The 21509-nt window shown below is 72.1% G+C and carries 21 protein-coding genes; 9 read left to right on the top strand and 12 right to left on the bottom strand.

Going from position 1 to position 21509, the window contains the following annotated elements; all coding sequences use genetic code 11:
• Positions 1-18 precede the first annotated feature (18 nt).
• From ASF37_RS03780 to ASF37_RS03795, 4 genes are read left to right on the top strand one after another with little or no spacing between them, the layout of a single operon-like run.
• The gene (locus ASF37_RS03780; RefSeq protein ID WP_055966602.1) at positions 19-774 is read left to right on the top strand and encodes an SDR family oxidoreductase; all 756 of its coding nucleotides are present in this window, start codon (positions 19-21) and stop codon (positions 772-774) included.
• Positions 771-1616: an alpha/beta fold hydrolase gene (locus tag ASF37_RS03785; RefSeq protein ID WP_055966599.1), complete on the top strand. Its 846-nt coding sequence runs from the start codon at positions 771-773 to the stop codon at positions 1614-1616. The genes ASF37_RS03780 and ASF37_RS03785 overlap by 4 nt, the downstream gene beginning before the upstream one ends.
• On the top strand, positions 1613-2233 hold the full coding sequence (locus ASF37_RS03790) for a sulfite oxidase-like oxidoreductase (protein WP_056579128.1): 621 nt from the start codon (positions 1613-1615) through the stop codon (positions 2231-2233). Before ASF37_RS03785 ends, ASF37_RS03790 begins: the two co-directional genes overlap by 4 nt.
• On the top strand, positions 2230-2946 hold the full coding sequence (locus ASF37_RS03795) for an FAD-binding oxidoreductase (protein ID WP_235499946.1): 717 nt from the start codon (positions 2230-2232) through the stop codon (positions 2944-2946). The genes ASF37_RS03790 and ASF37_RS03795 overlap by 4 nt, the downstream gene beginning before the upstream one ends.
• Positions 2947-2953: 7 nt before the next feature.
• On the opposite strand, the gene ASF37_RS03800 is transcribed toward ASF37_RS03795, so the two are convergent.
• The 12 genes from ASF37_RS03800 to ASF37_RS03855 all read right to left on the bottom strand — a co-directional run bounded on the left by ASF37_RS03800 (position 2954) and on the right by ASF37_RS03855 (position 16421).
• Positions 2954-3592: a TetR/AcrR family transcriptional regulator gene (locus ASF37_RS03800; protein WP_082481854.1), complete on the bottom strand. Its 639-nt coding sequence runs from the start codon at positions 3590-3592 to the stop codon at positions 2954-2956.
• 63 nt (positions 3593-3655) lie between these two features.
• Positions 3656-4414 carry a DUF4166 domain-containing protein gene (locus ASF37_RS03805; RefSeq protein WP_082506385.1) on the bottom strand — a complete coding sequence of 253 codons (759 nt, stop codon included), beginning with the start codon at positions 4412-4414 and terminating at the stop codon, positions 3656-3658.
• Positions 4411-5106, bottom strand: a complete 696-nt coding sequence (locus ASF37_RS03810) for a hypothetical protein (protein WP_082506363.1) — start codon at positions 5104-5106, stop codon at positions 4411-4413. The genes ASF37_RS03805 and ASF37_RS03810 overlap by 4 nt, the downstream gene beginning before the upstream one ends.
• A gap of 609 nt (positions 5107-5715) precedes the next feature.
• Positions 5716-6543, bottom strand: a complete 828-nt coding sequence (locus ASF37_RS03815; RefSeq protein WP_056579130.1) for a PHP domain-containing protein — start codon at positions 6541-6543, stop codon at positions 5716-5718.
• Positions 6544-6553: 10 nt separating this feature from the next.
• Positions 6554-7126, bottom strand: coding sequence for a histidine phosphatase family protein (locus ASF37_RS03820; protein ID WP_055966587.1), 573 nt, complete (start codon positions 7124-7126; stop codon positions 6554-6556).
• Positions 7126-8169, bottom strand: a complete 1044-nt coding sequence (locus ASF37_RS03825) for a MaoC family dehydratase (protein WP_055966584.1) — start codon at positions 8167-8169, stop codon at positions 7126-7128. The genes ASF37_RS03820 and ASF37_RS03825 overlap by 1 nt, the downstream gene beginning before the upstream one ends.
• Positions 8170-8239: 70 nt before the next feature.
• Positions 8240-8734, bottom strand: coding sequence for a general stress protein (locus ASF37_RS03830; RefSeq protein WP_056579131.1), 495 nt, complete (start codon positions 8732-8734; stop codon positions 8240-8242).
• A 53-nt stretch (positions 8735-8787) separates the two neighbouring features.
• Entirely contained in the window at positions 8788-11382 is a 2595-nt protein-coding gene (locus tag ASF37_RS03835) for a DEAD/DEAH box helicase family protein (protein ID WP_056579132.1), read from the bottom strand.
• Between the two features lie 74 nt (positions 11383-11456).
• Positions 11457-12347, bottom strand: coding sequence for an alpha/beta hydrolase (locus ASF37_RS03840; RefSeq protein ID WP_055966577.1), 891 nt, complete (start codon positions 12345-12347; stop codon positions 11457-11459).
• Positions 12348-12363: 16 nt separating this feature from the next.
• Complete coding sequence (locus ASF37_RS03845) at positions 12364-13557, bottom strand: acyl-CoA dehydrogenase family protein (protein WP_055966574.1); 1194 nt, start codon at positions 13555-13557, stop codon at positions 12364-12366.
• 107 nt (positions 13558-13664) lie between these two features.
• Positions 13665-14531, bottom strand: a complete 867-nt coding sequence (locus ASF37_RS03850) for a DMT family transporter (RefSeq protein WP_056579133.1) — start codon at positions 14529-14531, stop codon at positions 13665-13667.
• Between the two features lie 18 nt (positions 14532-14549).
• Positions 14550-16421, bottom strand: coding sequence for a VWA domain-containing protein (locus tag ASF37_RS03855; protein WP_056579134.1), 1872 nt, complete (start codon positions 16419-16421; stop codon positions 14550-14552).
• Between the two features lie 185 nt (positions 16422-16606).
• On the opposite strand from ASF37_RS03855, the gene ASF37_RS03860 reads away from it, so the two are divergent.
• From ASF37_RS03860 to ASF37_RS03880, 5 genes are read left to right on the top strand one after another with little or no spacing between them, the layout of a single operon-like run.
• Positions 16607-17509 (top strand): hypothetical protein, encoded by a 903-nt coding sequence (locus ASF37_RS03860; protein WP_156364738.1) that lies wholly within the window; start codon positions 16607-16609, stop codon positions 17507-17509.
• Entirely contained in the window at positions 17506-18228 is a 723-nt protein-coding gene (gene cpaB / locus ASF37_RS03865) for a Flp pilus assembly protein CpaB (RefSeq protein WP_055966565.1), read from the top strand. The genes ASF37_RS03860 and cpaB overlap by 4 nt, the downstream gene beginning before the upstream one ends.
• Positions 18228-19811 (top strand): AAA family ATPase, encoded by a 1584-nt coding sequence (locus ASF37_RS03870; RefSeq protein ID WP_055966561.1) that lies wholly within the window; start codon positions 18228-18230, stop codon positions 19809-19811. The genes cpaB and ASF37_RS03870 overlap by 1 nt, the downstream gene beginning before the upstream one ends.
• Complete coding sequence (locus ASF37_RS03875) at positions 19811-20167, top strand: TadE/TadG family type IV pilus assembly protein (protein WP_055966558.1); 357 nt, start codon at positions 19811-19813, stop codon at positions 20165-20167. Before ASF37_RS03870 ends, ASF37_RS03875 begins: the two co-directional genes overlap by 1 nt.
• A complete protein-coding gene (locus ASF37_RS03880; protein WP_235492920.1) occupies positions 20164-21507 on the top strand; it encodes a CpaF family protein in 1344 nt (447 codons plus the stop codon). The genes ASF37_RS03875 and ASF37_RS03880 overlap by 4 nt, the downstream gene beginning before the upstream one ends.
• Positions 21508-21509: the final 2 nt, after the last annotated feature.

The raw sequence follows: 21509 nt of genomic DNA on the forward strand, positions 1-21509 counted from the left end.
ACGTGGCATGCTGACGGTATGACCCGAGCCCTCGTCACCGGTGCCACCGCAGGCATCGGCCTCGCCTTCACCCGTGCCCTCGCCGCTCGCGGCCACGACGTCGTGCTGCTCGCCCGCGACGGCGACCGGCTCGAGCAGGTGGCCGCCGAGGTCCGCACGAAGCACGGGGTCCGGGCCGACGTCGTCGTGGCCGACCTGACCACGCCCGAGGGCCTCTCCGCGGCCGAGGACGCGCTCGCCAGCAGCACCTCGCCCGTGGACCTGCTGGTCAACAACGCCGGCGCCTCGCTGCCCGGCTGGTTCGGCACCACCGACATCGCCGACGAGGACCGTCAGCTCGACCTGCTCGTGCGCGCCCCCATGCACCTCATGGACGTGGCCATCAAGGCCATGGCGGGGCGGGGACAGGGCAGGATCGTCAACGTCTCGAGCGTGGCCGCGTTCACGCCACGCGGAACCTACTCGGCCCACAAGGTCTGGCTGGTCAACCTGTCGCGCTGGGCGGACTGGCAGTACGCCGACGCCGGGGTCCGCGTCATGGCCCTGTGCCCGGGCTTCGTGCGCACCGAGTTCCACCAGCGGGCGGACATGGACGTCTCGGGCGTCCCGCGGTGGATGTGGCTCAACGCCGACAAGCTCGTGAAGGCGGCGCTGTCGGACCTCGACAAGGGCAAGTCGCTGTCGGTCCCGAGCCTGCGCTACAAGGTGCTCGCCACGATCTCGCGGTACGCCCCCACCTCGATCGTCGCCCGGATCGCCAAGCGCGGTCGATGAGCACGCCCCGCACGCTGGAGCTCCCGCCGGGGGTCGAGGCGTCCGTCGTCCGCACCGCACGCGGGGAGGTCGCCGTGCACCGGGTCCGAGCCGACGGCAGCGGCACGCGGGGGCACGTGCTGATGGTCCCGGGGTGGACCGGCAGCAAGGAGGACTTCACGCCGATGCTGCCGCTGCTGGCCGACGCCGGGTTCGACGCGACGGCGTACGACCAGCGCGGCCAGTACGAGACCGTGGCCGACGAGGCGGACGACTTCAGCCTCGCGGGCCTGGCCGCCGACGCAGCGGCGCTCGCCGCCGAGGTCTCTTCCGGCCCGTCGCACCTGCTGGGCCACTCCTTCGGCGGCCTGGTGGCGCAGACCGCCGCGGCGGACCACGTGCGCGCCTGGACGAGCCTGAGCCTGCTGTGCACCGGACCCGCCGCGCTGGGATCCACGCCCGGACGTCCCCTCGAGCGTCTCGTGGCCGAGCTGGACGGCTCGGCCACGATGGCCGAGGTGTTCCGTGCGCTGAAGGGCCCCGCGCTGGGCGTGAACCCGCCGGCCGTCGAGGCGTTCCTCCTCGACCGCTTCGAGCGGAACTCCCGAGCGGGCCTGCGGGCGTTCACCCAGCACCTGGTCGACGCCCCGGACCGCGTCGCCGACGTGGCCGCCACCGGCCTGCCGGTGTGGGTGGGTCGTGGTGCGGGTGACGACGCGTGGCCGCATGCTGTGCAGGACGACATGGCAGCCCGGCTCGGCACCACCGTCCACGTGGTGGCCGGTGCCGACCACTCCCCTGCCGTCGAGAACCCCGTCGGCCTGGCGGCCGCGTGGCTGCCCTTCCTGGAGGAGACGTCATGACCGACGAGCCCGTCACGCGTGGATTCGTGGGACGCCGGCGCCCCGCGCAGTCCGACCGCCTCCCTCCCGGGCAGTACGACACCGGGCGGCTGTGGCCGGTGCTGTCGGCCGAGCCGACCCCCGCCGTCGACCGGGACCGCTGGGAGCTCACGGTCGACGGAGCCGTGCTGGAGTCGCACACGTGGGACTGGGCCGCACTACGGGCCCTGCCGCACTCGACGACGACGGTCGACATCCACTGCGTGACGACCTGGTCGCGGTTCGACACCCCGTTCACCGGGGTGAGCGTCGAGACCCTCCTCGACGTGTGCGGGGTCGCCACCGGCGCCACGCACGTGGTGGCGCACTCGCGCACCGGCTACACGACGAACCTCCCGCTCGACGACGTGCGCGCGGACCGCGCCTGGGTGGTCTGGGACGCAGACGGCTCTCCTCTCACCCCGGAGCACGGCGGACCGGTGCGGCTGCTCGTCCCGCACCTGTACTTCTGGAAGTCCGCCAAGTGGCTGACCCGCCTCGAGCTGCTCGACCACGACGAACCGGGCTTCTGGGAGCGCGGCGGCTACCACGACCGTGGCGACCCGTGGCGCGAGCAGCGCTACCAGGGCGACCCGTGACGGCCGAGACGCCCTCGGGGTCGGGCGACGTGACCGGCTGGCAGCTGGCGACCGTGCGCACGGTGGACCATCCGACCCAGGGCTTCGTCCGGCTGCGCCTGGAGCTGCCGGAGCCGGCCTCTCATCGCGCCGGGCAGCACTACGTCGTGCGCCTGCGCGCCGAGGACGGCTACACCGCGCAGCGGAGCTACTCGACGGCCTCGGCGCCGGGTGACCCGCTCGTGGAGCTCATGGTCGAGCGGATGGACGACGGCGAGGTCTCGGGCTTCCTGCACGACGACGTGCGCGTGGGCGACACGTTCGAGGTGCGGGGACCGATCGGCCGCTGGTTCACGTGGGACGGCTCCACGCCGGCCCTGGCGTTCGCGGGCGGCTCCGGGGTGGTGCCGATGGTCTCGATGCTGCGCCACGCGATCGGCACCGGTGCTGCGGAGGCGCTGCGGGTCGTCGTGGTAGCGAAGTCCCTCGCCGTGCTGCCCTACGCCGACGAGCTCCGCGCCTCGGGGGCGTTCGTGGCGCTCACGCGCGAGAACCTGGGGTCGCGCGTGGCTGCTCCCCCGTACCCGGACGAGGTGGCGCCGCTGCTCGACGGCGTCGAGGCGGCATACGTGTGCGGGTCCGTCGGCTTCGTCGGCTATGCGACCCGCCTGCTGCAGGAGCAGGCCTTCCCCGCCGACGCGATCCGCGTCGAGCAGTTCGGCGAGACGGGCTAGACCGTCCCTAGCGACCGCGCAGCACGCTGCGGACGGCGCGTCGGGCGATCGGTCCGAGCCCGTCGAGCAGCTCGGCCACGGGACGCAGGCGCGCGAGGGGGTCCTCGACCGCCGCGGCGTCGTGGGTCCGCGTCGGCTCCATCAGCTCGATGCCGACGAACGCCGACGACGCGAGGTCCGTGAGCACGTCGGCGTCGAAGAGCTCGCCGACGGGCGACGTCTCCAGCAGGCGCTGCAGCGCGGGGCGGACGGCAGCCGACCACAGTCCGATGGCCTCGCCGGCCGCTGCCGCGAGCGCCGGGTTCCCGTGCGAGGCGGCGAGCACCTGCGCCAGCACCGCGACGTTGCCCGCCTCACGCTCGTCGGCCCGGACCCGGTCGGCGACGTCGAGGAGCGCGCCGAAGCTGGTCACGGTGGCCAACGCGTCGCGGTAGCGGTCGACCCGCTCGGCGGTCGTGACCCGGCACGCCTCGGCGACGAGCCCGTCGACGGTGCCGAAGTGGTAGAACACGAGCGCCTGGTTGACCCCGCCGGTCGTCGCGATCGTGCGCGCCGACAGCTTCGCGATCCCCTGCTCACGGATCGTCTGCATCGTGGCGTCGACGAGGCGTCGACGCGTCTGCAGCGTGCGGGGGTCGTCGCTCACGTCACGAGCCTATCGGCGAGCGACGCCCGGGTCGGCGCCGCGCCGCGCGCCCCCGACGACGGTTCACACCCGGGCCTGCTCGCGGTACGGGCGCACGGCAGCCGGGACGGTCGAGGCGTCGACGAACGTGGTCGTGAAGCGGCCGTGGTAGCCGAACACCGGACCGACCACGTCGTGGTGCACCTCCACCCGGATGCGGTAGCACTGCTCGCTCTCGTCCCAGTGCTCACGCACCACCGCGCGGCCGCACACGAGCGGGTGCATCCGCAGGCTCACCGGGCCCTCGTGCAGCCGCATCACCGAGCTCTCGATGCGCAGACCGCCCCCACCCGGCACGGCGTCGTCCACCGCGAGGGCGAGGTCGGCCGCGACGTGCTGGTGGGTCCCGAGATAGTCGACGACGACGTCGCGCCCTGGGCCCCGCGAGGAGTCGAGCACCATCGTGGCGTCGAAGCGTCGACGCCGTCCCGGTGCCACCTCGAACGTGCGGACGAACGTGACCGTCTCGCGACCGTGGTCGTCGAGGTAGGGGTAGTTCTCGATCGTGAAGGGGATGCCGCGGCCGGTCTCGGGGAAGAGCAGGTTCCGGCGGGCTCCGAGGCGCAGGAACGGGGCCACGACCGGCCGTCCGCGCCACACCTCGTCCATGACGCCGCGCCCCACGCACGCCCGTCGGTCGCTCGCGTTCACGCCGAACCGCTCCTGCATGCGCGGGTGCAGCCGGTGGAAGTCCGACCCCATGGCGCGGGCGAAGATCGAGACGTCCGGGCTGGTCGCCGACGCCGGGGTGCCGGCGACGGGCCGGAGCTGCGTGACGGTCATGCGAGGACCTCCTCGGTCCGGGTCGCGGCCGGGTGCCAGGACCAGGTCGTGCGGCGGGCGGACGGTCGCCACGGCAGCGGCGGAGCGGTCCAGGCGAGCGCACCGCCGACCAGGGTGGCGACGAGGGCGGGCACGGCTCCCAAGGACAGGCCCAGGAGGCCGACGAGCGCCACCAGGGCGAGGCGGGCGCCGGCGTCGAGCAGCGCGACGGCCGCCGAGACCTCGGGTGCGATCCCGCGATCGGCCCAGAGCCGCAGCCTGTCGAAGGACCATGCCGTGCCCCAGGCCATGAGGGGGCGGAAGACGCGGTCGACGCTGCCGCCGCGCGCCCGGTAGTCGTAGCCGGTCTCGAACGACGTGCCGGCGGGTCCGTGGTCCCCGAGCAGCGGGCGGTACCGCCAGTAGCCGGAGCCGACCACGATCGGCGACAGCGGGTTCGGGCACGCGAAGGTGAGCGCCGACGTCGCGCCACCGTCGGCGGAGCGTCGCTCCCCCGCGTGCGTCCCGGTGCCACGGACCCCGAACCGCCGGTAGGTGAACTCCCCCGGCACCGTCGGCTCGATGCGGCCGAAGCGCACGTCCCACCGCGAGTGCTGCGCCGGGTCCTGCGTGAGCGCCCACAGGCGGTCGACGTCGGAGCGGGTCACCACGGCCACGTGGATGCCGTGGCGTGGAGTGCGGGGTGGGGTCATCGTTCCTCCTGGGTCTTGAGCAGTCGCTCAAGAGAACGATGACACATTTTGAGCAGATGCTCAAGTGGCCGTGATGTTGCGCCCGACCGTGCGCTGTGCAGGCTCGGCGGCGGGTGCGCGTGCTCGCTGCTGCGTTGCCGCGACCCCGAGCGGAGCCGGCCCCCGAAAGGGCCTCGACCGGAGCGGGCCGCCGGGCTCGGCCAAGCTCGCGGGCCGCGGGTGACGCAGGATTCTGCCTTCGTGAGCGCAAGGCCGAACGATGCTGCATTCGTGTCCGATTCCCGACTCGAACGCAGCATCCTTCGCACTTCTGCACACGAACGCAGAATCTTGCGTCCGGCGGGCAGGCCGGCCCCGCGTGCCCGACCGACCCTGGCCCCACCCGCCGGTCGAGGCCCTTTCGGAGCGCAGGTCGAGACCCTGCCGCGCCGACGCAGCAGCGAGGCGCGACGTGCTCGAGGCGGGCGCCGCACCCCGGCGATGGGTCGGAGGTAGGCAGCGCACCGAATCCGGCCGCCATCAGGTACGACACCTACCGCCGGACGGCGAAGAAGGTGCGAGACCTACATCTGACGGCCCAGACGGGCGCCGGGCGTCCGGCACGGGACGTCAGTGACCCAGCAGGCGCTCGTACTCCGCGGGGTCGGTGAGGTTAGCGCCGAGGTGGAAGGCCGAGCTCTTGCCCGTGCCGTGGTAGTCGCTGGAGCCGGTGACCACGAGGTCCAGACCCCTGGCGATGTCGCGCAGACCGCGACGCGACCAATCGTCGTGGTCGACGTGGTCGGCCTCGATGCCGTCCAGGCCCGCCGCGGCGAGCTCCTCGAACGCGGCCGACGTGAGCACGCGGTCGCTCCCCCGCGACCACGGGTGCGCCACGACGGCGCTGCCGCCGGCCGCCTTCAGCAGCCTGATCGTCTCGAGCAGCGGCGCGGCGTAGCGCCCGACGTACGCCTTCCCGCGACTGTTCAGCCACCCCTGGAACGCCTCGTCACGGTGGCCGATGTAGCCCTTGGCGACCATCGCGTCGGCCACGTGGGGACGCCCCGAGGCCGCAGCCGACCCCGACTGCAGCGCGACGTCGGCCTCGGTGATCTCGATGCCGTGCTCGGCCAGCCTGGCCAGGATCCGCGGGAGCCTCTGGTCGCGGCCGTCGAGCACCCGGTGCAGCTCCTCCACCAGCGGGGGGTGGTCCGGGTCGAAGCCGTAGCCCAGCAGGTGCACGCTCTCGCCCTGGAACGTCGTCGAGATCTCGATGCCGGGGACCACGACGACGTCGAGACCGTCGCCGGCCGCGAGCGCCTCCTGCCATCCGGTGGTCGCGTCGTGGTCGGTCAGCGCGACGACGTCGAGCCCGGCCTGCGCGGCGTTCCGCACCAGCTCCGTGGGCGAGTCCGTGCCGTCCGAGCGGTGGGAGTGGGTGTGGAGATCGATCCTCACGATGGCCAGACTAGGGCGTGGCCGTGACGTTCCAGCGCTGGACCACCGGCTGGCCCCGGTCGTCGCCCAGCACGGAGTAGGTGGCGGTGTCGAGGTCGAAGATCCGACCGTCCGGCACCGGCAGGCCCAGCCAGCGTGCGGCGAGCACCCGCAGGCTGTGCCCGTGGGCGAAGACCAGGGCACGCCCCTCGGTGGCCCGCACCCGCGCCACCACGCGGTCGAGACGTCCAGCCACGTCATCGGCGCTCTCCCCGCCCGGCACGGGGTGGCTCCAGATGGTCCAGCCCGGCACCTGCTCGCGGATCTGCGGCGTGGTCAGCCCCTCGTAGTCGCCGTAGTCCCACTCCGCCAGGTCACCCTCGACCGTGGCCTCGCCGAACCCGGCGAGCGCTGCCGTGCGGCGCGCCCGCAGACGAGGGCTCGTGAGCACGAGGTCGAAGTGCTCGTCCGCCAGGACCGGGGCCAGGGCTCGTGCCGTGGCCTCGCCTGCAGGAGTGAGCGGCAGGTCCGTCGTGCCCGTGTGCTTGCCGACGGCGCTCCACTCGGTCTCCCCGTGCCGGACGAGGAAGAGCGTGGCGCCCATCAGCGCGGGACCAGGACCCACAGGTCGAGGTCGAGCAGCACGCCGTCGGCGTACTTCCCGTCCTCGCCGCGCAGGGTGGTGCTCTCGTCGCGGCCCTTCGTCGCCACCAGGCGCAGGCGGAGGGCTCCGACACCCGTCCCCTCCCAGGCGGCGGGCGTGGCCTTGTCGAGCACCTCCGACCACGCGTACACGGTGTCACCCGCGAACGCGGGGGCCACGTGGGAGCCGGCGTTGATCGCCGCCACCAGCTGCGCGTTGGCGAGCCCGTTGAACGAGAGCGCACGGGCCATCGAGATCACGTGCCCGCCGTAGACGAGCCGCTTGCCGTCGGGGCGGGCCTCGGTGTTGAAGTGGACCTTGGCGGTGTTCTGCCACAGGCGCGTGGCCATCATGTGCTCGGCCTCGCTCAGGGTCACGCCGTCGACGTGGTCGATCGTCTCGCCCACCGTGTAGTCGTCGAAGCGGTGCGGCTCGCCGGCGGCCGACGTGTCGTAGTGGGTGAGGTCGAGCCCGGCCGGGAGCACCAGGTCGTCGGGGGCGACGGCGTCGGCCACTGCCGGGACGACCGTCTCGGGGGCCGGCGCGTCAGCGTCCCGCTTGTGCACCATGACCCAGCGCACCCAGTCGAGCGCGACCTCGCCCCGCTGGTTGGTGGCCGTGGACCGCACGTAGACGACACCGGTGCGACCGTTGGAGTTCTGCTTGAGGCCGATGACCTCCGAGCTGGTCCGCAGCGTGTCGCCGGTGACCACGGGCCGATGGAACCGGCACTCGGCGTACCCGAGGTTCGCCACGGCGTTGAGCGAGACGTCGGGGACCGTCTTGCCGAAGGCCACGTGGAAGGCGACGAGGTCCTCGACCGGGTGCGGAGCCAGGCCGACCGAGGCGGCGAACTCCGCCGACGACGGGATCGCGAACCGCGTCGGGTAGATCGCACCGTAGAGGGCGCGGTCGCCGTCGGTGATCGTCCGCGGGGTGGCGTGCTCGATCACCTGCCCGACGCTGAAGTCCTCGAAGAAGTTGCCGGGGTTGGTCTTGGTCATGGCTCTCCTGGTTCGCGTCCCGTCGGCCTCGACGAGACGTGGGACGTCGCGGCGCTCGTGCCGCGGTGGGTCAGACGAACGGGTTGGGGCGGGCACCCGGGAGGTCGGCGATGAGCTCCTGCGCGTTGGCCCGGTGCTTGTGCTCGACCATCACCTCGTACTTGGTGGCGACGACGCTGCTGACCGAGCTGAAGTCCCTCCGGCCCCGGGTGGCCGCGTAGCCGAGCAGGGCCCACACGACGCCAAAGACGATCCCGATGCCGAGACCGCCGACGACCGTCTGCAGCCACGTGCTCTCCTCGCTGAAGATGCCGAGCAGGAGGCCCACGAGCACACCCAGCCAACCGCCGGAGGCCGCTCCGGCGCCGGCGACGCGGCTGGTCGTCAACCGCCCGGTCACCCGCTCGACCTGCTTGAGGTCGGTGCCGACCACGAGCAGGTTCTGGACCGGGAACTCCTTGTCGGAGAGGTGGTCGACGACCTTCTGGGCGGTGGCGTAGTCGTCGTAGACACCGAGCGACTGGGGGAACTCGAGCGAGAAGAGTCCCTGGTTCACGGGAGGCATGCGGTCAGTCTAGGCCGCGGCCCACCGCGCGCCCCGTGGTCGCCGTCTGGTGGTCACGACCAGCTGGAGCGCAGCAACGTCACCACGTCGAGCGGCGTGGTGCCGTACGCCGAGACCAGGGCGGCCGTCCCGACGTCCGAGCCGGCCGCGACCACGGTCGACGGGCCGAACCACCGCGCCCAGGCCTGCTCGAACGCTCGCCGACGTCCGGCGTTGCGGCCGAGCTCGACGGGGACCCCGAACCAGGTCCGGGCGACGGGACGGGCGCGGCCGAGCAGCACCCGCCAGCCGGCCCCGGCGGTCGGCGAGGGTGCCTGGTGCCGCGCAATGAGCCACCGTGGGGCGACGACCGGACCCAGGAGCTCCTCGACCAGGTCGACGAACAGCGACGACGTCGACGCGTCCGTGTCGAGCTCGAACCGGTAGGTGCCCGTGGCGTCGACCACGGCCCGCACCCCGACCGCACCGGGGCCGCCGAGCCCGGCGGACGCCATGGCGTCGGCCACCACCCACGCATGCGCGGCGAGCCCGGGGTCACGCGACGCCTCCCGCGCCGCGTCCCACGGCGACCACCGCGCTGACCGACCGGTCCCGACGACACCTGCCTCGCCCATCCGCGCCCAGGGCGGCGTGGGGGCGTCCACGGTCCGCGGTGGCTCGGTCTCCCTCGACGGCCCCTCCTCCCGGACCCGGATGGCTCGCCGCACCTCGTCGCGGTACGCCTCCCCCACCCGCCAGCGTGCGCGGATCACGTCGCGCTCGGCCGTCCGCTGGGCCATGTCCAAGGTGACCACCGGGAAGAGGTCGGTCTCCGGCGGCGCGAACGGCGAGAACCGTGCGTCCACGTGGGCGACCCCGGAGACGACCTGGCCGTCGTCGTCCACGCCGAAGTAGCCGTCGTGCTTGCGGACGAAGCGGCGCCAGTCGGAGTCACCACCGGGGTGGTCGGGTGCCACGCAGACCACGCTCCACGTCGTGGCGACCTTGTCGGGCCACGTCGGGTCGACGCGCAGGGCGCGGCCCCGGGTCTGCGTCACGGCCGACGTGGTCGACGCCGTCGACAGGTCGACGAGGGTCGAGACCCGGGGTGCGTCCCACCCCTCGCCGAGCAACGCTCGGGTGCCCACGAGCACGTCGCAGTGCCCCGCCTGGAAGGCACGGGTCACGAGCGGCACCCACCGTCGGCTCGACCACGCGCCCACCAGCCGGTGGAACCGGCCCTCGAGGCCGGGCAGCGGCTCCGTGGCCAGGTCGAGGCCCGGGTCCAGCCCACGGAGCACCTCGACCAGCCGGCCAGCGTGCTCCGCGCCGGCCGCGACGGTGCGCCCGGTGAGCAGCACCGGCTCGAAGCCCGCGTCGAGCAGGGCGTCCATGACCTCCAGCGCCGAACCGTGCTCGGCCGGCGCGTCGCGCAGCACGAGCGACGACGTCGGTGAGGCGCGCTCGTGGTCGCACACCACCACGGCCCGCAACCGGTCGCCGAGGGCGGACCGCTCGGCCAGCAGCACCTCGGCCGCGGCGCGCATCTTGTTGGCACTGCGCGACAGCACGCGGTCCACCGCGGACCCGGCCCCGCTCACCCCGCGGCGGGTGACCCGGAACCCGATCCCCGGCATCGCCTTGCGCAGGTCCTCGATGACCGAGCGGTCCTGGTCGAGCTCGCTGCGGGCCAGGCAGCCACGCACCCAGTCGTCGACGAGCCGCGCCCAGTCGTCGGCCGTCAGGTCGGTGCGGTGCTGCTCGCGCAGCACCGCACCCTCGGGCAGGTCGAGCAGCCCGGCGGCGACGAGTCGCAGCACCGAGGTCGCCAGCTCGGGCTCGTCGCGCTCGAGAAGGGCCCACGGGACGGGGAGCTCCCCGATCCTCCGGTCGAACCAGACCAGCAGGGGCACGGACCCGTACCCGGGGCTCAGCAGTTCGGTGGTCAGCTCGGCGAACCTCGTCGCCGAGGACGCGAGCCACGTCTCCTCCTCGTCCGAGGGGCGGGTCAGCCAGGCCAGCTCCGCGAACGGTGCGAGGACACCCTCGCGAACGGCCGCAGGGATCGACGCCTGGTAGACCACGTCACCGAACAGCTCGTCGACCTGCTCGGCCTGGCGACGGCTCAGGACGCCGGGCGGGGTGGCCGTGAGGCCGAGCACGAGCACGTCCTCCAGGGGGTCGAGCACCTCGCGGAGCAGGGCTCCCCAGACCTCGAGCAGGTGGTGGCACTCGTCGAGCAGCACCGCGAGGGGTCCGGCGTCCCGCAGCGCGGCGACGAGCGCCCGTCCGTTGTCGTGCAGGCGGTCGACGAGACTGCCCTCGTCCCCGTCCTCGTCCTCGCCCTCGTCGGGCGAGAACGAGGCGAGCGACTGGTAGGTGAGCACCGTGACGTCGGCCGTGAGGTCCCGCTCGGCACTCGCGGGCCCTCGTCCGTACCGCTCCCAGGTGGCGATCCACTGTGCCTGGATGGCGGTGTTGGGGACGAGGACGACGGCGCGCCGGCCCTCCTCGGCGAGGCGTGCGGCCACAAGCTCGGTGCCGAGGACCGTCTTGCCGGCCCCGGGCGGGAGCGACACCCAGTACCGACGTCGACCGGCCGCCCGCGCCCGCTCCACCGCGGCCAGGGCCTCGGCCTGGAAGCGCCGCAGGACGAAGGGGTCGGGCATGGCGTCCTCTGCGGGTCGGGAAGATGGTCGCGATCTGCCAGCGTAGGAGCCGGGCCGCCCCCTCGCCCGACCGCTCAGGCCACGGGCACGTGACGACCCAGGAACGCCAGCTCGTCGCGCACCGTCGTCTCGAACTCCTCGCCCACGTAGATGTCGAAGTGGCCGGTGTCGCGGCGCACCACCTCGCCGTGCGGCGCGCGTGCGACGTGCCGCAGCGTGGCCCTCGCCGGCGCCACCGTGTCGCGCTCGCAGACCACGAAGAGGGCCGGACAGCCAAGACGGCGGGCACGGGCCCCGGGGCGCCCGGTGGCGATCGAGAGGGCCACGCGCGCCGCGACCTCGTTGCGGAAGGTCGAGCCGTCCTCGACCAGCGCGAGGTAGCCGGGAACGGCGTCCGGCGCGGTCATGAGGGCGACGGTGCCCGGCTCCCCCGCGAGGGGGATGGTCCGAGGGGGACGACGGAACCACGAGCCGACCAGGTCGCGAAGCGCCCTGGCCGTGACCCGCAGGGACGTCAGCGGGCGCACGGCGAGGCTCGACGCCAGGCCGTCGGTGTACGGGCACTGCGACACCACGGCAGCCAGGCGCGGATCCTGCGCGCCCACGGCGATGACGTGCCCACCGGAGAACGAGGACCCCCACAGCACGACCCGGTCGGGGTCGACGCCCGGCAGCGTCCGCGCGAACGCGACCGCCGCCGCCCAGTCCTGGCGTTGACGCCGGACCGAGAGCAGCTGGCGCGGCTCGCCGCCGCTCGCACCGAAGTGCCGGTAGTCGAACACCAGGCACACGTATCCCGCCTCGGCGAAGCGCTCGGCGAACGCGTCGAGCCGCATCTCCCGCACGCCGCCCAGGCCGTGGGCCATGACGACCACCGGACGGCCGGGGTCGCCGGCGGGTCGGTACACCCAGGCCGCGCAGGACGTCCCGTGCGACGTGAACGTGACGTCCTCGCGCTGCGTCATCGGTCCGTCGCCCCGGTCAGAGCTTGTAGTCCTTGAGGAGCGCCCGGCCGATGATCATCTTCTGGATGTCGGACGTGCCCTCGCCGATCAGCATGAACTTGACCTCGCGCATGAGGCGCTCGATCTCGTACTCCTTGGAGTAGCCGTAGCCGCCGTGGATGCGGAAGGAGTCCTCGACGACCTCGTTGGCGTACTCGCTGGCAAGCATCTTGGCCATGCCGGCCTCGACGTCCATGCGCTTGCCGGTGTCCTTCAGGCGGGCCGAGCGGACCATCATGGCGTGGATCGTCTCGACCTTGGTGGCCATCTCGGCCAGGCGGAACAGCACGGCCTGGTGGTCGGCGATCTGCTTGCCGAAGGTCTTGCGCTGCTGGGCGTAGGCGATCGCGAGCTCGAAGCCCCGGATCGCGAGGCCGCAGGCGCGGGCGGCGACATTGACGCGCCCGACCTCGACACCGTCCATCATCTGGAAGAAGCCCTTGCCGGGCTCGCCGCCGAGGATCTGGTCGGCCGAGATCTTGTGGTCCTCGAGGATCAGCTCGGTCGTCTCGACGCCCTTGTAGCCCATCTTCGCGATCTTGCCGGGCACCGTGACGCCCTGGGCCGTCTCGCCGAAGCCCGGCTCCTTCTCGACCAGGAACGTGGTCATGTTCTTGTAGACCGAGTCCGCACCCTCGTCGGTCTTGCACAACGTCGCCACGAGCGTGGACGTGCCCCCGTTGGTCAGCCACATCTTCTGGCCGGTGATCGAGTACGAGCCGTCGTCGGCCTTCGTGGCCTTGGTCGAGATCGCCGAGACGTCGGACCCCAGGCCCGGCTCGGACATGCTGAACGCGCCGCGGACCTCGCCGGTGGCCATCTTCGGCAGGTACTTCTTCTTCTGCTCCTCCGTGCCGTGCTGGATCAGCAGGTAGGCGACGATGAAGTGGGTGTTGATGACGCCCGAGACGCTCATCCAGCCGCGGGCGATCTCCTCGACCACGAGCGCGTACGTCAGCAGCGACTCTCCCAGCCCGTCGTACTCCTCGGGGATCGTCAGGCCGAAGACGCCGAGCTCCTTGAGTCCCTCGATGATCTCGGTCGGGTACTCGTCGGCGTGCTCGAGCTCCTGGGCGACGGGGATGATCTTCTCGTCGACGAACTCGCGGATCGTCGAGAGGATCGCGGTCTGCTCCTCGGTGAGGCCCTCGGTGCTGGCAAGACGTCCCATGCGTGCTCCTGAGTCTGGTGGGGTGACGTCCTGACCATACCGATCGGTAACGTCGCGCACCGCCCGACCTCGGGTGACCCACGGCACGTCGCCGCTGCGAGTCCCGCTCAGGCGACCGGTTCGACGGGGGTGCGTCGGGAGCGCACCACGACCACCAGACCCACCACGACGAGCCCCAGCCCGAGGTACACCCCGGCCGGAGGCGCCTGCCCGAGGAAGGCTGCGGCGAGGAGCGCCGCCGCGGGGACCTCGAGCAGCAGGAGCAGGGAGATGACGGTCGGGCTCATGACGACGAGCAGGTGGTTCAGCACCGAGTGCCCCAGCAGCTGGGCGCACACGGTGACGGAGGCGAGCAGCACCCACACGCGGGCGTCGTAGCCGACGAAGGAGGCGCCGGTGGCGACGCAGCCGACGGCCAGGACGAGTGCGCACACCCCGTAGCAGAGCGTCGTGTAGTGGGTCGTGGTCAGGCGCCGCCGGGCGCCCTCCCCCGCCACGAGGTAGAGCGCGGCACCGAGTCCGCCCACGATCGCGAGCAGGTCGCCCAGCAGGGCTCGCGACGACACGGTGAAGTCGACGCCCGAGACGACGAGCACTCCGACCGAGGCCACCGTGCAGCCGACGACGACCCGGCGCCCGGGCCGCACCCCCCGCAGCCGGTCGATGGCCACCACCCACACCAGCTGGGTGCACGTCAGCGCCGTCGCGGCCGCCACCGTCGTGAGCTTGAGCGCACCCACCCAGGCGGCGAAGTGCACCGCGAGCATCAGGCCGGCGAAGACCGTCCCGCGCAGGTCAGGCCACCGCAGGCCCGCCAGGTCGGCGCGCCGACGCACCGCGAACGGCGCGAGCACGGCCGTCGCCGCGGCGTTGCGCCAGAAGGCGATGACCAGGGCGGGTGCAGCCGTCGCTGCCATCAGCGGTCCGGAGGCGCTGACGCCCAGCAGGGCGACGACCGCGAGGAACCAGGTCACGGGCGGACCCGTGACCGGTCACTCGCCAGGAGGGACCTCGGCGTCGCCCGCGCCGCTGCGGCGACGCAGTGCGGCGAGCAGGGCGAGGGCGACCACGACGAGGGCCGCGACGCCGGCGGCGATGATCCACCACGCGGGTCCGCCGTCGGACGACTCCTCGGCCGCCTTGTCGTTGGCGGTCTCCTTCGGGTCCTCGAGGTAGGTCGGCTCGCCCGACTCCTCACCCACGACGCTCGTCGTGAGAGTCACCGCGATCTCGCCGATCTCCTCGGTCGAGGCGGCGGACATCGGCAGGACGGTGATCGAGCAGTAGAAGTCGCCGTCGACCTGCGTCGCCTTGGGAGCCTCGCTCGTCGACTCGCGGTTGCGGTACACGACGGGCGGCGACGCCGCGTGCAGGGCCACGGCCTCGTCGCCGCGCCACTGCTTGCGACCGGTCTGCGACGAGAAGTCGTCCGCGACGGTCTTGAGAGGTCCGTACACCCGCACCTGGGTGTTCACGCCGACACCACGTCCGAAGGCGTCGGCCGCCTGGGTGGACGTACCGAGCGTCGCGTCGCACACCGCCGACTGACCCCAGCCCACGTCGGGGACGCGGTAGAACAGCGTCTCCCCGGCCAGGACCGAGTCCTCGTACGTGCCAGGCGCGGTCGGGGGCGCCGACGAGAAGTTCGGCCCGCCGATCACGGACACCGGGCTGCCGCTCGGGGCGTCACCCTCGATGGCGTCGGAGAATCCGCTCGCCTTGCCGAACGGGGCCGGCAGTGCGTCAGGGTCCTCGACCCCGGGCTCGGTGCGCAGCAGGATCTCCAGCCCCTGGACCTCGTCGTTGTTCGAGCCCACCTGCGCGACGTACGGTCCCTCGCTGCAGTCCTGCCGGTCGGCGGCGGACAGCGAGTAGGCGGCCACGATGGGTGCGCCACCGTTGCCCGCGCCCTGCGAGGCCTCGCGCACCCCTCGCCCGCACGCCTGGCCATCGGCGCCCACGATCTTGAGGTCGACCTGGGAGACACCGGAGAAGCCCTTGGTCGGCAGGGTGGCCGCACTCACGTGGATCGTCCCCTTGCCCGGGTCGGGAAGGGCGTAGTTCTCGACGCCGGAGTCGCCGATCGTGTCGAGCCACTGGCCGTCCTCGATCTCGGCGGCGTCCTCGGGGGACGTGCCACCCTCGACCGGGAGGCCGGCCGCCTCGTAGCCGCGAGCCGCGCGGATGGACGTGCGCGTCAGCGTCTCCTGGAGCTCGGACAGGTCCTTCACGTCGTAGTAGGTGCCTCCACCGGCCGACGCGACGCAGGTGAGCTGCTCGCGCGACTTGGCGTCGACCTGCAGGCCCACGACGTCGACGTAGAAGTCGGCGCCCTTCTTCTTGAGGTCGGCCGCCACCTTGCACGGATCACCCTGGCAGTTCTCCTCGCCGTCCGAGACGAGGACGATGCTGCGCGGGCCCTCCTTCGGCAGGTCGGCGTAGGCCTTCTCGAGCGAGTACGCGATCGGGGTGTTGCCGAGCGGCTTGAGCTTCTCGACGCCTGCGCGCAGGGCATCCTTGTCGACCGGCTCCACGGGGACGAGCAGCTCGCTGTCCTCGCAGGAGCCGGGACCGTCGCTGATCTCCGAGCCGTAGACGCGAAGGCCGACGTTCGCGTCGTCGGGAAGGTCGTCGATCACGCCGTTGAGGCCCTTCTTGGCCTCCTCCATGCGGGTGCTTCCGCTGCCGCCGGCCTCCTTCATGGATCCCGAGCCGTCGAGGACGAGGATCAGCGAGCCTCCGCCCTGGCCGAGCACCGACTCGTCGTCGGCCGCCGAGGCGGTGGGTGCGACCCCCAGGAGGAAGGTGGCACCGAGCGTGACGCTCGCACCGATGGACAGTGTCGTGGAGATCCCCCGCAGCATGGCCAGGAGTCTAGAGCAAGGTCCAGGACCGGCCGCACTGTGAGACAGGTGACGATTTCTTGGAAAAGCGTGACACTTGACCCGCTGCACCGTTGGATTTCGCAACGGGGACGTATCCGGATACCGTACGTTCGTCCTTCAGGCCATGTGGCCCGAGGGACGACAAGACCATGGTGGGGGAGCCAATGAGAAGTCGCGTCGTGCTGGTGACCCGGCTGGGTTCGTCCCTGGGTCTGTCGGGTGAGCACGACGGCCTGACCGTCGCCGACATCCGTCATCCCGATGCCGTCGAGACGACCATCGCCGGAGTCCACCGAGCTGGCGAGCTGCCGATCGTCACCTGCGCCGTCGCCGACTACGAGGAGGTGCGGACCCTCGTCTCCTACGCCTCGGTGCGGTACCCGGGGCTGCGGACCTGCATCGAGCCGCTCCCCGGCGGACCGCTCGCGGTGGGCGTGCTCTCCTCGCTGGTCGACGACATCGACGACGCCGAGGACGGTCTGGCCTGGCAGCTGAACGCCATCGACCTGCTGCGTGCCCAGGCGTGGTCGGCCACCTGGCTGCCGTCGGTGGCCAAGAGCCGCAACCCCAACCCCTCGCTGTGGCACCACGCGATGTCCTGGCTCCCCGGCTCGGGCTTCCTGACCGTGCACCACCCGACACCCAGGATCGTGCGGGCCCCCAAGGCGCCGATCTCCGGGCTGGACCCCCTCCCCGAGACCGCACTCCTGCACTCCAGGGCCACCCAGGACACCTGGGTCGTGGACGCGGTCCGCCAGGCTCTGCAGCCCCAGAGCACGAGCGAGATGAGCTCGGTCCGCGACCAGGTCGACGCCCACGGCACCGAGCGCGCCGTCGAGCTCGTCGCGATCCCGCTCGCCTACCACTCCGACTCCCGCCCCGTCGACGTCGTCGACTGCCTCGGGTGCGGTCTGCGCCACGCGCGACCGACCTGTCCCGTGTGCGGGATGAGCACCGACGCCCCCGAGCTGAACGACCCGGCTCCCACTCCCCTGCCCGAGTTCGACCCGGAGACCCCCGTCCCGGCCCCGAGCGGATCGTCCGCCCCCGAAGGAGACCGTGAGTGAACCCCCGTCAACGCCGTGGCGTGCTGATCATGCTCGCCGCCGCACTGGCCGCCGTCGCGCTGTTCTTCGTGGCGATCCAGTACATCGGCTCCGTGAACTCGCAGGTCGCGCCGAAGATCACCGTCTACCGCGCGGCGGACGACCTGTCCGCCTACGCCGTGATCGAGGAGGACGACCTCGAGTCCGTCGAGGTGCCGGAGAAGTGGGTCTCCGAGCAGGCCACCCGCAACCCCGAGGACGTCGTCGGTCGCCGGGTCGCGTTCAACCTCGCCCAGGGCACCTACATCGGTGACGACATGATCCTGCCGACGTCGGCGCTCAACGAGAACGAGCGAGAGATCGCCCTCACCGTCGACGCGAAGACCGGCGTCGCCGGTCGCGTCCGGGCCGGCGACTTCGTCGACGTCTACGCCGTGTTCGGCGAGGACGCCGGCACCGGCACCTCCCGCGTGCTCGTGCGCAACGTCCGGGTCGTGTCCGTGCGGGGCGCGGAGACCCGGACCCAGACCACCGACCGTGACGAGCTCACCGAGCAGCAGGTCATCCCGGTCACGCTCGCCCTGGAGCCGACGGCCGCCCTCTCCGTGACGTACGCGGACTCCTTCGCGCAGGTCGTGCGACTGGTGGGTCTGCCGCCGGGCACGAACACCAGCAACCGCTCCGACGAGCGCGAGAAGGTCGACGCCGACGATCTCGACATCCCCAAGGGAGAGAACTGATGGCTCGCACCGTCCTCATCGCGGCACCCGACCAGACGGCCGGGTACGAGCTGCGCGCCCAGGTCGAGGAGCTCGACGGGTTCACGATCGTCGACGTGGCCGAGTCGACCGTCCGGCTCCAGGAGCTGGTCACCCAGCGCGACCCCGAGATCGTCCTCATCCACGAGCAGGTCGGTCCCGTCCCGGTCCTCCAGGTGTTCCGCGAGATCGCTGCGCGTCGCCCCGGCACCGCGCTGCTGCTGCTGAGCGAGGAGTTCACGCCCGAGGTGTTCTCGGCCGCCATGGACGCCGGAGCACGCGGCGTGCTGCGCTACCCGGTCTCCCACGAGGAGCTCGAGAGCCGGCTGACGTCGGCGGGCGAGTGGGTGCAGCAGATGCGCCGGCACCTCGTGAGCGACTCCAACGACTCCGACCTCGGCTCCCGCGGCCGGCTCGTGACCGTCCACGGCTCCAAGGGCGGCGTCGGCACCACCACGCTCGCCGTGCACCTCGCCCACGACTCCGTCACCCGGGTCCCCGGCCGCAGCGTCTGCCTGGTCGACCTCAACCTCGACACCGGCGACGTGGGTGACTTCCTCGGCATCGAGCACCGGCTCGACGTGTCCGACCTCGCGAAGGTCGCCGACGACCTCTCGGCGCAGACCATCGGCTCGGCGGTCCACCGCAAGCCGTCGGGTCTGGCCACGGTGCTCGGCCCGGCCCAGATCGAGGACATCGGACTCGTCGGCGACCGCGAGACGGTGCTGATCCTGGCCGCCCTGCGTCGCCAGTTCGACCTCGTCGTCGTCGACTGCGGTGCCGCCGTCAACCCGGCCAGCGCCGCCGCCGTCGAGCTCGCCGACACGGCCCTGCTGGTCACCACCCCGGACCTGCTGGCCCTGCGCGGCGTCCACCGCACGGTCGAGAAGTGGAGCCGGGTCGGCGCCCGCGACGTCGACCGGGTCAAGATCGTCCTCAACCGCACGAGCAAGGACAGCGACATCCAGCCCGAGGCGGCGTCCCGTCTGCTGCCCGCGCCCCCGCTGTCCACCACGCTGCCCGAGGCGTTCACCGTCCTCCAGCGCGGCCTCAACCACCAGGACCCGGCGGAGATCCAGTCCAAGGTGTGGTGGAAGCGCATCGAGGACCTCGCCGACGACATCGGCACGGTGCCCTCCTCGACCACCTCCGCCGCCACGACCCAGCGCCGGACGCTGTTCAAGCGCAAGGGCGAGGACGCCGCGCCGGCGCCCACCGCCGAGGCCGGTCAGGCCACCGTCGAGTTCGCCGGCGTGATCTTCATCGTGCTCTTCCTCATGCTGCTCATCTGGCAGATCGGGCTCTGGGGCATCTCCGCGGCCTACACGAGCCACGCCTCGGACGAGGCCGCGCGTGAGGCCGGCATCGGCGCGAGCCTCAGCCAGATCGAGGACAAGGCCCTCGACAACGTCCCGGGATGGTTCCGCGACAACATGACGGTGCGTCTCCTCGACGGAAGCAGCGCGGTGCAGGTCCGCTCGAAGATGCCGCTCCTGCTGCCCGGCGTCACCGTGAACAAGCTGGTCTTCACGTCCGAGACACCCGTGGTCAGGGAGGACAACTGATGTTCGGCCATCACAACCGCACCCAGCGACGCTCGGAGCGCGGCACCTCGACCCTCGAGGTCGTGGGCGTCGTGCCCCTCGTCGTCATCGTCATCATGCTGCTGGCCCAGGTGGCGCTCTCGCTCTACGCCATCACCACGGCCCAGACGGCCGTCCGCCAGGCGGCGCGCGCCGAGTCCCAGGGATCCGGCACCGCCACGACGGTCCTCAACGAGTCCCTGCCCGGCTGGCTAGAGGTCGGCCCCGGTGACGTGCAGACCTTCGGCCCCGGCCACGGTGTCCGAGCCCGTTTCGACGTGCCCGACCTCGTGCCCTTCTTCGACCTCTCCTTCACCCGAGAGAGCGTCATGCCGTGAAGCGTCAGACCTTCGGCACCAGCTCCGTGGCGTCGTCCGGCGCGGACGTCGACCGCACCATCACGGCGATGACGGACGAGGCCGACGACGTGCTCGTGGCCGACTTCCGCGAGAAGCTGCTCGACGAGATCGACCTCAACGAGCTCTCCAAGCTCGACCTGCCGCAGCGACGCGCCCGTCTCGAGCGGGTCATGACGCACCTCGTCGCCTCCCGCGGCCCCCTCCTCTCGAGCCGCGAGCGGACCTCGCTCATCCGACGCGTCGTCGCCGAGGCCCTCGGGCTCGGCGTGCTGGAGCCCCTCCTGGCCGACGACGCCGTCACCGAGATCATGGTCAACGGCCCCGACCAGATCTTCATCGAGCGCCTGGGTCGGATCGAGCTCGCGAAGGAGCGCTTCGTCAGCAACGAGCAGCTGCTCCAGACGATCGACCGCATCGTGTCCACGGTCAACCGTCGTGTCGACGAGTCGAGCCCGATGGTCGACGCACGTCTGCGCACCGGCGAGCGCGTCAACGTGATCCTGCCCCCGCTGGCCCTCGACGGCCCCGTGGTCACGATCCGCAAGTTCCCGCGGCCGTTCTCGATGGACCAGCTCGTCTCCATCGGCACGCTCGACGAGCGCACCGCCGACCTCCTGGCCGCGTGCGTGCGAGCCAAGCTCAACGTGCTCGTCTCGGGCGGCACCGGCTCGGGCAAGACGACGCTGCTGAACTCGCTGTCGTCGTTCATCCCCGAGCGGGAGCGCATCGTCACGATCGAGGACGCCGCCGAGCTCTCCCTCCAGCAGACCCACGTCATCCGCCTGGAGTCGCGCCCCGCCAACGTCGAGGGCAAGGGCTCGGTCACGATCCGCGACCTGGTGCGCAACGCCCTGCGCATGCGGCCCGACCGCATCATCGTCGGCGAGGTCCGTGGCGGCGAGACCATGGACATGCTCTCGGCCATGAACACCGGCCACGAGGGATCGCTCACCACGATCCACTCCAACAGCCCGGACGAGGCCCTGAGCCGCGCCGAGACGCTCGCCAGCATGAGCGACCTGGACCTGCCGTTCCAGGCCGTCCAGGAGCAGGTCAACAACGCGCTCGACCTCATCATCCAGCTGGACCGCGCCGCCGACGGCACCCGTCGCATCACCCGCGTCGCCCTGCTCTCGTCGAAGGGTCGCGAGCCGTACAAGCTCCACACCCTGAGCGAGTACGTGCCCGAGCCGATCGAGGCCGGCAAGGTCTCCCGCGGCGAGCACGTGTTCCGTCCCCTCCCGCTGGCGTTCGTGCGTCGGCTCCAGCTCGCCGGCGAAGCAGTGCCCGACGGCGCGACGTCACCCGCCCTGGACTGACC

It is taken from the genome of Aeromicrobium sp. Leaf289 (assembly GCF_001423335.1).
In the GTDB taxonomy this organism is placed as follows: domain Bacteria; phylum Actinomycetota; class Actinomycetes; order Propionibacteriales; family Nocardioidaceae; genus Aeromicrobium.

Bases quoted from the DNA above. Each gene is read 5' to 3' on its own strand.
- ASF37_RS03780 (WP_055966602.1), top strand. From the start codon at position 19: ATGACCCGAGCCCTCGTCACCGGTGCCACCGCAGGCATCGGCCTCGCC.
- ASF37_RS03785 (WP_055966599.1), top strand. From the start codon at position 771: ATGAGCACGCCCCGCACGCTGGAGCTCCCGCCGGGGGTCGAGGCGTCC.
- ASF37_RS03790 (WP_056579128.1), top strand. From the start codon at position 1,613: ATGACCGACGAGCCCGTCACGCGTGGATTCGTGGGACGCCGGCGCCCC.
- ASF37_RS03805 (WP_082506385.1), bottom strand. From the start codon at position 4,414: ATGACCGTCACGCAGCTCCGGCCCGTCGCCGGCACCCCGGCGTCGGCG.
- ASF37_RS03810 (WP_082506363.1), bottom strand. From the start codon at position 5,106: ATGACCCCACCCCGCACTCCACGCCACGGCATCCACGTGGCCGTGGTG.
- ASF37_RS03820 (WP_055966587.1), bottom strand. From the start codon at position 7,126: ATGGGCGCCACGCTCTTCCTCGTCCGGCACGGGGAGACCGAGTGGAGC.
- ASF37_RS03825 (WP_055966584.1), bottom strand. From the start codon at position 8,169: ATGACCAAGACCAACCCCGGCAACTTCTTCGAGGACTTCAGCGTCGGG.
- ASF37_RS03830 (WP_056579131.1), bottom strand. From the start codon at position 8,734: ATGCCTCCCGTGAACCAGGGACTCTTCTCGCTCGAGTTCCCCCAGTCG.
- ASF37_RS03835 (WP_056579132.1), bottom strand. From the start codon at position 11,382: ATGCCCGACCCCTTCGTCCTGCGGCGCTTCCAGGCCGAGGCCCTGGCC.
- ASF37_RS03840 (WP_055966577.1), bottom strand. From the start codon at position 12,347: ATGACGCAGCGCGAGGACGTCACGTTCACGTCGCACGGGACGTCCTGC.
- ASF37_RS03845 (WP_055966574.1), bottom strand. From the start codon at position 13,557: ATGGGACGTCTTGCCAGCACCGAGGGCCTCACCGAGGAGCAGACCGCG.
- ASF37_RS03855 (WP_056579134.1), bottom strand. From the start codon at position 16,421: ATGCTGCGGGGGATCTCCACGACACTGTCCATCGGTGCGAGCGTCACG.
- ASF37_RS03860 (WP_156364738.1), top strand. From the start codon at position 16,607: ATGAGAAGTCGCGTCGTGCTGGTGACCCGGCTGGGTTCGTCCCTGGGT.
- ASF37_RS03870 (WP_055966561.1), top strand. From the start codon at position 18,228: ATGGCTCGCACCGTCCTCATCGCGGCACCCGACCAGACGGCCGGGTAC.
- ASF37_RS03875 (WP_055966558.1), top strand. From the start codon at position 19,811: ATGTTCGGCCATCACAACCGCACCCAGCGACGCTCGGAGCGCGGCACC.